Raw genomic sequence first — 11,876 nt, 5'->3', positions numbered from 1 at the left:
AATGCGGGAAAGCTGCATGTTCGGTTTGATGAGCGGGATCTGGAAACGGAAGACATGGGCAATTACTCAGACACCGGCAACCGAAAGGGCCGGTCAACAGGTTATGATTGTCCCTACCTCCACCGCGCCAGATCTCGACTCTACCATAAGGCTGCCCGTCTACAGGCCAGAAGAGACAAAGGAAAAAGTGATAAACGCGGTTCATTAAATCCTTGGTGAATAGCGGTTCCAGCCGGTCCGATTTCGAAGAAGTCAACCGAGTTATACGGAAGTTCTTTACTAAACTCGAAAGAGAATCGCCACAAGAGCTCATTAATCACCCGATTGGGTGACGTCGGCAGCCAGGGGAGGACTTGAGCATGGTCCTGGCAAGGATTAGCAACGCTTGCAACAGCCCGTCACATTAGACGGCTAGAATATTAGGGTGACGTCACCTTCATAGTCCGACAGGTGTATCCGATCTGAAAGGGTGGTTTATTGGGGGTGGTGACCCTGTCCCAACTCGAACGTGAGCAAGCGTAGTTGCGCGCGGCCCTGGAGGCAGCCGTCGCGTGGTTGGCGGGAGCCAGCAGCACGGCGCACAGTAACGCTTGCGCGCGCAGCCAACCGGGTTCAGTAAACAAGGGGGGCAAACGCCGCCGGTACGGCCCTGACCTCGGCGGGTGGGGTAAACACAGGTGCGGGTCACTTTGCGGGTGCCCCCCCCAGTTTACTCCCCCGTCCTCAATCTCGAAAATGGATGAAGCCGAGCTAAAAACCCAAAGCGATGCGAAACTCCGGGTTCGCCCGCTTTGCCGCGGGACCGAGAAAAATGAGGCGAAACAGAACGGATGCCGGAGGTCTCGGCCGGAGTTGCGTTCTCCGATCGTTTACCAAGGATCGCAGGATCGTAGGCGTGAGTGAACCGGCCAGGTGCGGCGGCACGTCCGGGCCGGCACCTGCCCCTTGCCGCTGTTTCGTCCCGATCTCGCTATCAAGCCAAATGGGCATGCGCATTTCTACGTATGGACGGATGGCGCAGGAGCCCTTAAACAAGCTGATCTGCCCCGGCATCCTATTTAGCCGGATAGTTAATGGAGCACCCACGTGACCGTTCTGACCCGTTCCCCACGCCTCCTGCTGAAATTGCCCGCCGCCCCGGCCCAAGCCGGCTTTAATTTCGGCAATCAACCGCTCAATGTAGGCTTTCAGCGCCTGTTCAACAGCATTCTGCCGCCGACCGCCGGGTTAGGCGCCGCGGCCGGGCCGGAATGGTACGTCATGTCACCGACTGAGGACGCGGCGGAGGTCAACGCGTGGGACCTGGGCCATCACCTCGTAACGCAAGGGTTCGGCATGGCCGGCCTGACAGCGCCCGAGACGGCCGAACCGGACCTGGTGCAGCAATGGATCACGGGAACGCCCGTTCAACATGCCATGGCGGCCGCGCGCACCTGCGATAAGCCGTCCGATCCGGACACGCGTCTCCCCACCGCCTCGGACGTCTTCTGGTTCCGCGACCCCGGCCATTCACAGCTTGAGGCGGCACGATCGGCGGTTGGCCGGCCCACGGATCGGATCCGCATCGCGCATTTCGACACGGGCTACGACCCCAATCACCGGACCAGACCGCGCTTCCTGCTCGCGGAAACTCCGACGAATCTTCAGAAAAATTTCGTCGATGACGGCCGGCTTGACGATGCGACCGATCGCACCGAAGGCGTGTTCACCAACCTGGGGCATGGGACCGGCACCTTGGGCCTTTTGGCGGGCGCGCCGGTGGACGGGGTGGAGTTGGGCGGCGCGCCCTTTCTGGAGGTTGTCCCCATTCGCGTGGCGAATTCGGTCGTGTTGTTCAGCAACAGCGCCATCGCCAAGGCGTTCGACTACATCCACGGTCTGTTCAGCGACAAGACCAAACGGGTGCACGTCATCACCATGAGCATGGGTGGCCTCGCGTCGCAGGCGTGGGCCGATGCGGTGAACGCGCTCTACGAGCTGGGGGTTTTTATCGTCACGGCTGCAGGCAACAATTTCGGTAACCTCCCGACCCGAAACATCGTCTACCCAGCCCGTTTCAAGCGTGTGGTGGCGGCCTGCGGAGTCATGGCCGACGGCCGTCCTTACGCCGATCTGCCGGTCAGCATCATGGCCGGGAACTACGGTCCGGCGAGCAAGATGGCCACGGCGCTGGCGGCCTTCACGCCCAACACCCCGTGGGCAAGGTTAGGCTGCAGCGAGATCGTGGACCATAACGGCAGCGGCACGTCGTCAGCCACGCCGCAGGTCGCCGCGGCGGCCGCCTTATGGATCCAGCAAAACAAGGCCGCCTGGGAGAAGTACCCGGAAGGCTGGATGCGGGTTGAAGCTGTGCGCAAGGCGCTGTTCGACGCGGCACGCCTTGACAGCCGCGAGCTGGCTGAACGGCTGGGGCGGGGGATCATTCAGGCCGAGGCGGCGTTGGCGCACACGCCGGCCGATGCCGCCACCCTGCAAAAGCAACCCGCGGATTCGGCAAGTTTCCCGTTCCTTCGCGTGATCACCGGCCTCGGTATCGCCGCGACGGTGCCGGATGCCGGCCGCCAGCGCATGCTGGAACTTGAGGCGCTTCAACTCTCCCAACGTTCCCGGGAACTCGAGGAGTTATTGCCGGACCCGGAAAATCCGGAGGGGCTTTCGGAAGCCGACCGTCGCCGGGTGATCGAAATCCTGCACGACGCGCCGGCCGCTTCGAACGCGCTCCGGGCCGCGCTCGAGCGAACCGGGATCCCAAGCGGCGCTCCGAAGCCTTCGCCGGTTCCGAAACTCGGCGCAACGGACGCGCACGCGCTGCAGTTGGCGCTGGATCCCCCGATGCCCACCCTCGTGACGCGCAAATTGCGGGTCTACGCGTTCGACCCGTTGGTTGGCTACGATCCCGATTTGCTGCAGATCAATGAAACGACGCTGGAAGTCGTGTGGGAGGCATTGCAGCCCGGCCCGGTGGGCGAATACCTCGAGGTGGTTGATGTGGACCCATCCACCGGCTGTTGTTATGCCCCGGTCGATCTGAACCACCCTTCGGTGCTGGCGCAGTCCGGGCTGCCCCCGTCGGAGGCGAGCCCCCGCTTTCATCAACAGATGGTCTACGCGATCGCGATGAAGACCATTGAATCATTTGAACGCGCCCTCGGTCGCGTCGCGCTTTGGGCGCCCCGGTTCGTCAAGTCCGTGCAGAATGGCCAGCCGCGCGTCGAGAAGCATTACGTCCGCCGGCTTCGCATCTATCCGCACGCTTTGCGGGAAGCCAACTCTTTCTACAGCCCGGACAAGAAGGCGTTGTTGTTGGGTTACTTTGCCGCAACCCGCAGTGGCCCCGGCGGCAACCTGCCGGGCGGAACGGTTTTTTGCTCCTTGTCCCATGACGTGATCGCCCATGAGACGACGCACGCGTTGCTCGACGGTCTCCACCGGTATTTTGGGGAGCCCACCAACCCGGATGTGCTCGCCTTTCACGAAGCGTTTGCCGACATCGTGGCCTTGTTCCAGCACTTCACCGTGCCCGAAGCCTTGCGCGACCAGATCCGGCGCACCCAGGGTAACCTGGCCAATCAAAACATGCTGGCTCAACTTGCTTGGCAGTTCGGCCAGGGGATTGGCCGGTACGGGGCCCTGCGCAGCGCCATTGGCGACTTCCAAGACGGCGTGTGGGTGCCTGCGAAGCCGGGGCCGCAGGATTATACAAAGGCCACCGAAGCGCACGACCGCGGCGCGGTGCTGGTCGCCGCCGTCTTTGATGCATTTCTCGACATTTACCGCCGGCGCAGCGCCGACCTGATCCGCCTGGCGACCTCCGGCACGGGCATCCTGCCGCAAGGCGAGATCCCCCACGACCTGGTGAACCGCCTCGCTCAAGAAGCCAGCAAAACCGCGGGACACGTCTTGAACATTTGCATTCGCGCCCTCGACTACTGTCCTCCGGTGGACCTCAACTTCGGCGAGTACCTGCGCGCGCTGATCACCGCGGACCGCGACCTCGTCCCGGACGATGTTTGGGGGTACCGTCCCGCCTTCATTCAAGGGTTCCGCCGGCGCGGCATCTACCCGGAAAATGTCAGAAACCTCTCTTCCGAGAGCCTCCGCTGGGAACGGCCGGAAATCCAGTTCTCGCTTGTGGGCATGTTCGAGAAGCTGGAACTGGGCTGGGACTTGCAGGCTGACCGGAAAAAGGCGTTCACGATCTCGGATCAAAACGGCAAATGCCTGCACAACTGGTTTATGACTGACCCGAGCATTCAAGATGCACACACTGAAGCGCTCGGGTTTTATCGCGGCAAACGCAACACGTTGAACGGCCAGCCGGGTGAGCTGCGAAATTTCGAGGTCCACTCCGTTCGGCCCGTTCGCCGGATCGGCCCGGACGGGCAGCAGCGGACCGATCTCGTCGTCGAAATCACCCAGAGTTGGTTTCCGGCGGACGGCAGCGGCAAGTTTCGCGGCGGTTGCACCCTTCTCGTCGACCTCGAAAAACGCGCCATCCGTTACGTCGTGCGCAAGCGCGTTGGACACCCTGACCGCATGCAGGCGCAAAAGGCATTCCAGATGGAAATGGCGCAGGGGAACCTGCACTTCAACTACGCCGGCGAGACGGCGCTCAGACGCGAACCGTTCGCGATGCTGCACCGCGGGCTCTAGAAGGAAATCACGGACACTTATCTTTATGGCGGCCAGCAAAACGACCAAGAAAACGGCAAAAGGCGGCTCACCGACCCGCAAAGCCGCTGCCGGTCCGAACCCAGGTGCAGGTACCAGGCAAGCGACGCCCGCAGCCAGGGTCAGGATGTACCGGCAAGGGCTTGGTGACTGTTTCCTTATAACATTGCCCCGTAAGACGGGCGGGTCGTATTACATCATGATTGATTGCGGCGTGATCCTGGGCACGCCCGATGCCGCTTTCAAGATGCGGGCGGTGGTCAGTGACGTGATTGCCACGACAAGGGGCCACCTTGATCTCCTGATCATCACCCACGAGCACTGGGATCACCTCTCGGGTTTTGTTCAAGCCAGGGACCTCTTTCAATCTGACAAACTTAAGGTTGATAAAGTCTGGCTGGCGTGGACGGAAGATCCGGAAGATGACCTCGCCAAGCATCTGCGGACCGAGCGGCAGGCGCTGCGCCTGGCCCTGGCGTCGGCCAGTGCGCGGATGCGATTGGCAGGTAACCCGGACCCTATGATCGACGGGGTGATGGAGTTCTTTGGCGCCGCGGGCCAGGGTACGACGGGTGACGCGCTCAAAATTGTTAAAGGGTTCACCCCGACGCCCCGCTATTGCCGGCCGGGGGACGCGCCGGTGGACCTGGAGGGGGTCGATGCGCGGTTGTACGTTCTGGGACCACCGCACGATGAAAAGATGATCAAGCGGTTTAATCCCTCAAAAAGCCATCCGGAAACCTACGGCATGGCGGCCGTAGAAAATCTGAATGGCTTGGTAAGTCCGAGTGCGGAGACGGATTCCGCCGCGCCTTTCGACCCCATCGTGCAGATTCCCCTGCCGGCGGCTGAGCAAGTGCCGTTTTTTCAGGCCCATTATTGGGGCCCGGACTCCGACGTCCGCAACGGGGAGCCAGGCGAGCTCGGAAACACAAATTCCGGCGTCGAAACGGCTGCACCCGCCGATCAGTCGTGGCGCCGCATCGACACGGACTGGCTCGCTGCGTCGTCGGACCTGGCGCTTCAACTTGACAGCGCAACCAACAACACCAGCCTCGCGCTCGCAATCGAACTTGGGGACGGCCGGGTGCTCCTGTTTGCGGCCGACGCCCAGGTCGGCAACTGGTTGTCCTGGGAGGACCTCTCCTGGACGGTTAAAGGCCAGCCCGTCACGGGCCCGGACCTTCTGAAAAGGACGTATTTTTATAAAACGGGGCATCACGGCAGCCACAATGCGACGCTTCGAGAACAGGGCCTCGAGCTGATGAACGCGTTGGAAGTTGCGGTGATTCCGGTCGATCACGATATGGCGGTCAAAAAGGGTTGGGGAAACATGCCGCTGGATGAACTGGAGCGGCGTCTGAATGAGATCACGAACGACGGCGTGTTGCGGATCGACAAAGGCGTACCGCCCGCCCTGGCGGGAAGGGTCGAGCAGGACCCCTCTAAAACCCTTTATTACGAAGTGGCCATTTAGCGCGTCAGGGAGACCACGCCCGGAACATGAAGGTTTGTGGTACGCTCAGGCGAAAACCGACGGGCGGAAAGTCCGGTGCAGGGCCTGAGAACGCCGCTTCGAGCGTGCCGCCCGAGCGCATGAATTCGTACGGCTTGCGGTGCGAGGAGCTCTGCGGGGATCGCCGAAAAAGCCCCTCTTTGAGTTCCGAGCCCCTCTTTGTTACTCTGCATCCGTCGAACCGCACGCTTTCGGCTTCAGACTCCCGGCCTAATGCCCCGGAGGGCCAAATGCGATTTCCTACCAGTTCAGTTTAGGAGGGTTTTGAAATGTCCCAACCAATTTATAAGCTCTTTGTGGGCAGGTTTTCGGAGGCTTGGTATCACTTATCCCAGGACGAGCAAAATAGTCTTCTAACCAAGCTTAACGAGGCACTTGAAAAAGCAGGTGGTAAAAGGCCGATTCTATGCGACTCAAGTTGGTCCTCGGATCAATGGTCGTTTGGTGGAGTCGAGGAGTTTCCGAACCTCGAGGCGGTCCAGCAGTACACCCTGGCCCTTAAGAAGTTAAACTGGTTTCGATACTGCGAGAGTACAAACGTGTTGGGCACTATTGACCTTCAGAAAAGTATAGTCTCGAGCAAAAGGTGCGTTTGACTCAGAGCTACCTCATCCAAAAACGGACATTACTTAACTGAAGATCAATAAATGGGAACCGTAAAAGGTTGTCGCTCTGCCATAAAGTATTTCTCGTGCTGACTAAAACCGGCCGAAAACCTGCGTTAAGATCGGCGGTTGTGCGGTTCGACCACGCTGTTTCGGTCCATTGGCCCGCTTCGTGGCGCTCCTAACGCCTTTCTGATGACCACAAAATGCGCAGTAAGGCTAATCCGCCCAGTTTGGTTTTCACCCTTGGGTGGTAGTGGGTCAGTTGTCAAAGTTGTTGGCATTGATTGGCCCGCGGATTGGTTCGTGTTCGGTTACGGCGCGCAACGGTAGCTTCTGGGCCCGGCTTCGGCCAGAGACCCGTAAGCTTCCCGCTTCTAACCTTTGGACGGCCATGGAGGTAAGATCTTGTCTTGCTTCCCCGGTGCCCGCCCAGCGTTAAACCTAGCAGACCGTATAAAAGGCCCAGGCCCAACGGGTCGGCAGCCGGTTTGAGGGCCTGAAGGGCCAAAGGAACTTAGCCCAGGATTTACCCCCACTGCCATTTAGTTAAGGGCGAGGGGGGATGCTTTCGTCCCTTCCGGACGAAAGCGCCCCCATCCACCGGCCCTTAACTAAATGGCAGTGGGGTTTACCCTGGGAAGGCGGTTCCCCCCCGGATCCAGCCGTCCTAAGGCGTCACGTCCGTACGCCCATCCTGACAAACGCCCGCCCCGCCGGATTGGATTTGCTGAAGGGGCGGCAGAACCCGTGAGCAACGCCCTCTGCCGCCCCTTCAGGGCTCGATCGAGATTTGACGGTTACCCAGGGTAAACCCTGGGCTAAGTTCTACCGGCCCCTGGGGCCTAAGGCCGATTCAACCGGGTACGGAGCATCCTCCGATGCCGACGCCCCCTGAGCCGGCATTCTACCGAGATAACTATCTGAATGGTATTAATGACCACAACTTTGACAAATGACCCACCAGCGCCGGCAAGGCCGATCACCGATTGAGCGCTCCGATGCTCGGCGGTGCCGGGCTCCCGCTCGGCCATGTGATCCGCCGGATTCGGTTCGCCTTACCCTCTCGACACCGCCGGCTTTTGCCTCCAACCTGCCACGGTGAACGTCTTTGGCATCCGGTGGCTGGCCCTCAACGCGGAGAACGGGCGCAAACTGCTCTTGAGCCTGAGTTTTATCGCCGCCATTGTGGCCCTGCGTTACCTCCTTAAAGCGCTGACAAACCTCCTCATCCGCGGCGACTCGACGCGCATCGAGCGGGTACGCTTCTGGAGCCGGCAGGCCATCAGCCTTGGATCGGCCGTGTTCATCCTCCTGGGATTGACTTCCATCTGGTTTGAGGATCCCGCCCGGCTCGCTCCCGCTTTCGGGTTGCTCACCGCCGGGCTGGCCTTTGCCCTGCAACGGGTTATCGGCGCCGTGGCCGGCTACTTCGTCATCCTGCGCGGCAACACCTTCACCGTCGGCGATCGTATCACGATGGGCGGCGTGCGTGGGGACGTCGTCGCCCTCGGCTTCATTCAAACGACCATCATGGAGATGGGGCAAATCGCCAACGCCGACCCGACCATGTGGGTCAAGAGCCGGCAGTTCACCGGCCGCATCGTCACCGTTTCCAACGCCAAGGTCTTCGACGAACCCGTCTACAACTACACGCGGGATTTTCCCTACATCTGGGACGAGATCCGCGCCTTTATCCACTACGACGCCGACCGCGGCCGAGCGGAGGAGATCCTGCTGGCCACCGCCCACGCCCACGCCGTTGACCCGGCGAAAGTTTCTGCCGAGGCTCACCGGCATCTGGAACAGAAATACCACCTGACCCGGTTGGATTTCGAACCCCGCGTCTATTACCGAATCACGGACAACTACCTGGAGCTGACTGTCCGCTTCGTCTACGAAACTCACGGCATCCGTAGCGTCAAGGACGCCATGAGCCGGGACATCCTTGCCGGGTTCGACGCCGCCGGCCTGCGCATGGCCTCTCCCGTGCGCGAAATCATCGCAAACGACCTGTTCAGGGAGCACGCCCCGCAACGCCAAGCTTCCTCCCCTCGGGACGCCTGAAGGAGGAGTTTTGGGAACAATGCAGAGCATTTTTAGCGTCAGGTCTGCAGCCGCCAACCGTACGCATCCTCAGGAGCTATCAATGATCGCCACCGCCCGGGGGCGGCTTCGGGGGCGGTTGCCTACGGCTCGGGGACGCCCGCGGCGACCCATGGAATGCACTCGAGCAGAGCGACTTGTGCGGGTTATCAAGTCGCTTTTCAGTTCTCCCGATTTCTGGTGCACGGCGTGGGCTGCCGACCGAGCCTCTATGGCCGTGCTTCCAGGATCAGATTGAACGGCGTTTCTGCGGCACGACGAAACCGCGTAAAACCGCCCTTCGAGACAACCTCCCGCAAGCGCCGCTCACCGGCCTGCGCTCCCAACGCAAGGCCGACCTCTTGGCTGAGCGAGTTCGGCGTGCAGATCATCGTCGAAAACCCGTAATACGCTCGGCCCACCGGAGTAAGGTTTTCCGTAAGCGAATCGCCCGCGAAAGGCTCCACAATCATGAAGGTGCCATCGGCTTGCAGGGCCTCTTTAACATGGCACGCCGCGCCCGCCGGATCGCCCATGTCGTGCAGGGCATCGAACACGGTCACAAACCCATAGTCGCGACCCGGGAACTCTTTGGCTGAGGCAATGCTGAAGCGGACATTGGGCAGTTGCTGCTCCTGCGCATGTCGATTGGCTGCCTCGATGGAGGCCGGGTGCAGGTCAAAGCCATGGAATTCAGAGTTAGGGAACGCCTTCGCCATGATCAGGGTGGAGATGCCATGGCCGCAGCCGATGTCAGCCACCCGAGTTCCGGTGCTCAACTTTTGTTGGACGCCGTCCAGCGCGGGAATCCAGTTGTCGTTGATATTGGCCTGGTAGCCGGGCCGAAAGAACCGTTCGGTGCCGCAGAAAAGGCAAGGGTGGTGCTTGCTCCACGGCAGACCCTTTCCGGTCTGAAAACTCTCGGCCACCAGCGGCTCGTCATGGTAGACGGCCGAGATGCCGTAAAAACCGCCGACCATCGCCGCCGGACTGTTTGGATCGGCAAAGACCGCGGCCTGTTCAGCCGTAAGGGAAAAATTGTCCTTTGCCGCATCGTAGGTGACGTAGCCCGAAGCGGCCTGGGCACACAGCCATTCGCGAACCTGTCGTTCGTGGAGGTTGGACTTTTCGGCGAGTTGCTGCGAGTTGGCCGGGCCGATCTCCGCAAGCGCTGCGTAGAGGCCAAGCCGGTCGCCCAGCACAATGAGCGCCCCGCTTACGGCGGCCCCGAGGTCGTTAACCATCTTTCCGAGAAGTAGATTAAGGGCATCGGGGTTTACGGGAGCTTTGCCGTTGCCCGCCGGCATTTCATTTCGGGCTGTCGTTTCCATAACGGTGTTTTTTTCGTTGAGATCGGCTGGAGTTACCTTCCCTCGCTGGCTGTCCAGGAACGCCGCCAACGGCGGCCCCTAAGAGTGCAAGCGAGCGCACAAACCCGTGCGGCTGGAGTCGGACTGACCTTCAGGCTGAATGTGGTCGCCTGGGCCCTTCGCTGAGGAGATAGACGCATCTCCTCGCGGCGAAGGAGAGAAGACGATGAACCCTATCCTACAAGGACTTTATCATGGCAGTAACGTAAGCACCGGGCAAGGCTTTTCTGAGTCGGTCATCCCGGACCTTCTGCCGGGAGCGGCGGCGCTCGAATACTCGTTTATTAGGACCGCGCCTCAGGGCGGTTGGACGCCATCCGGGCCTGGAGGCGACCCTCAAAGCCCTTCGCCCGGGTGACGCGCTGGTGGTATGGAAACTCGATCGGCCGGGCCGCAACCTTCCTGGGCGGTATCCCGATTTCCGCCCTGCCGAGCGCCATGCCCGGAAGCCGCCTTGAGGCCCGGTTTTTTATGCTCTCGAAGTGTTGTTGCTGGCTAACCTAAATATTCCATGATCAGCCCATTAAACTTCTCGGGGTTTTCGATGAACATAAAATGCTGGACGCCTTCTGATTCTTCGAAGACTTCAAACTGCGATCCTTTGATTTGCCGATGAATCCACTCTTGCGATTTCCACGGTGTGCTGCTTGCCCGACCGCTGATGATCAGGGCAGGCAGGTCGATCCGCGGGATGACATCTCTCCAGTCCGTATGGCACAGATTGTACAGGAGCGTCCCTGCCAGGGGCCGGGGCATCTTCAGGTTACATTGGATGATCCATTCCCGCACCTCCGAGGTGGCCTGCCTCGTTACCATCCCGTCCATCAGCTGTCGGGTTACCTGTTCCGCTTCCTCGCCCCGTAAGGCCGCAACGATGTCGGATACTTGCTGAGCGGTAAGGAAAGCGCCCGCCGCTTCTAATTCCTGCGGCGTCCAGTGCGGATGCGAAGTGACCATCGACGGCTGATCGACCAAAACAATCTTTGACAGGCGTTCAGGGCCGAACAGGTCAAGGTAGCTCCAGATCACTGCTGATCCCATCGAATGACCCAGCACCGCCACTTCATTCAGGGCCAGCTCAGTCAGGAGGTCGTACAGGTCTTTGGCTAACCGCGAAATTTTCAACCCGTAGGGCACTTTTTGTGACTCGCCGTGAGACCGTTGGTCGGGGACGACGACGTCATACCGCGCGCTGAGTGGCTCCGTTTGATGGTTGAATTCCTCGGCGCACTGGGACCAGCCGTGAAGGAGCACAAGGGGACGACCGCTTCCCTGCCGTATATAGCTTAACCGGACGCCGTCGGACGTGGCAAAAGCCCGTCGGGGAAAACTGCTCTTAATGGCATTCATGGGGGTAGATTCCGGTGACGTGAGAGGCAGGCTCGCACGTGCCCTCGCGCGAGGCGCTGAAGTCGAACGGACCTTCAAGCAAGGTGCTCGGTGAACCCCCCAAGCTGCAGGGCAGTATACCTTCTGCCCCAGCTAGCCTGGATTTCCACGGACGAGGATTTGGCTAACGCGTCACCGGCTTCGAGTGGCCACCGGAGCCCCGCGTCCGGCTGCGGGCGTTATCCAAAAGGGTGCACTGATAAGCCGATCGCGCGTTCTCTTTTCGCCGATGACGACAAA

The 11,876-nt window shown here is 60.6% G+C and carries 7 protein-coding genes; 4 read left to right on the top strand and 3 right to left on the bottom strand.

Annotated elements, in window-relative coordinates; all coding sequences use genetic code 11:
* Positions 1–750 precede the first annotated feature (750 nt).
* Entirely contained in the window at positions 751–996 is a 246-nt protein-coding gene (locus JO015_05090; GenBank protein MBV9998473.1) for a hypothetical protein, read from the bottom strand.
* 90 nt (positions 997–1,086) lie between these two features.
* Between JO015_05090 and JO015_05085 the strand changes: the two genes are divergently transcribed.
* From JO015_05085 to JO015_05075, 3 genes are all read left to right on the top strand, one after another.
* Positions 1,087–4,653 (top strand): S8 family serine peptidase, encoded by a 3,567-nt coding sequence (locus JO015_05085; GenBank protein MBV9998472.1) that lies wholly within the window; start codon positions 1,087–1,089, stop codon positions 4,651–4,653.
* 25 nt (positions 4,654–4,678) lie between these two features.
* Positions 4,679–6,148, top strand: a complete 1,470-nt coding sequence (locus JO015_05080; GenBank protein MBV9998471.1) for an MBL fold metallo-hydrolase — start codon at positions 4,679–4,681, stop codon at positions 6,146–6,148.
* Between the two features lie 1,745 nt (positions 6,149–7,893).
* Positions 7,894–8,859 carry a mechanosensitive ion channel gene (locus tag JO015_05075; protein ID MBV9998470.1) on the top strand — a complete coding sequence of 322 codons (966 nt, stop codon included), beginning with the start codon at positions 7,894–7,896 and terminating at the stop codon, positions 8,857–8,859.
* Between the two features lie 248 nt (positions 8,860–9,107).
* Here the strand turns inward: JO015_05075 and JO015_05070 are convergent, their stop codons facing one another.
* On the bottom strand, positions 9,108–10,184 hold the full coding sequence (locus JO015_05070; protein MBV9998469.1) for a methyltransferase domain-containing protein: 1,077 nt from the start codon (positions 10,182–10,184) through the stop codon (positions 9,108–9,110).
* Between the two features lie 229 nt (positions 10,185–10,413).
* On the opposite strand from JO015_05070, the gene JO015_05065 reads away from it, so the two are divergent.
* Positions 10,414–10,605, top strand: coding sequence for a hypothetical protein (locus tag JO015_05065; GenBank protein ID MBV9998468.1), 192 nt, complete (start codon positions 10,414–10,416; stop codon positions 10,603–10,605).
* Positions 10,606–10,742: 137 nt separating this feature from the next.
* Here the strand turns inward: JO015_05065 and JO015_05060 are convergent, their stop codons facing one another.
* Positions 10,743–11,597, bottom strand: a complete 855-nt coding sequence (locus JO015_05060) for an alpha/beta hydrolase (GenBank protein MBV9998467.1) — start codon at positions 11,595–11,597, stop codon at positions 10,743–10,745.
* Positions 11,598–11,876: the final 279 nt, after the last annotated feature.

The sequence above is a fragment of the Verrucomicrobiota bacterium genome, from assembly GCA_019247695.1.
Taxonomy (GTDB): domain Bacteria; phylum Verrucomicrobiota; class Verrucomicrobiia; order Chthoniobacterales; family JAFAMB01; genus JAFBAP01.
The sequence above is the reverse complement of the archived record's forward strand: the minus strand, read 5'-3'. Positions and strand labels throughout refer to the sequence as shown.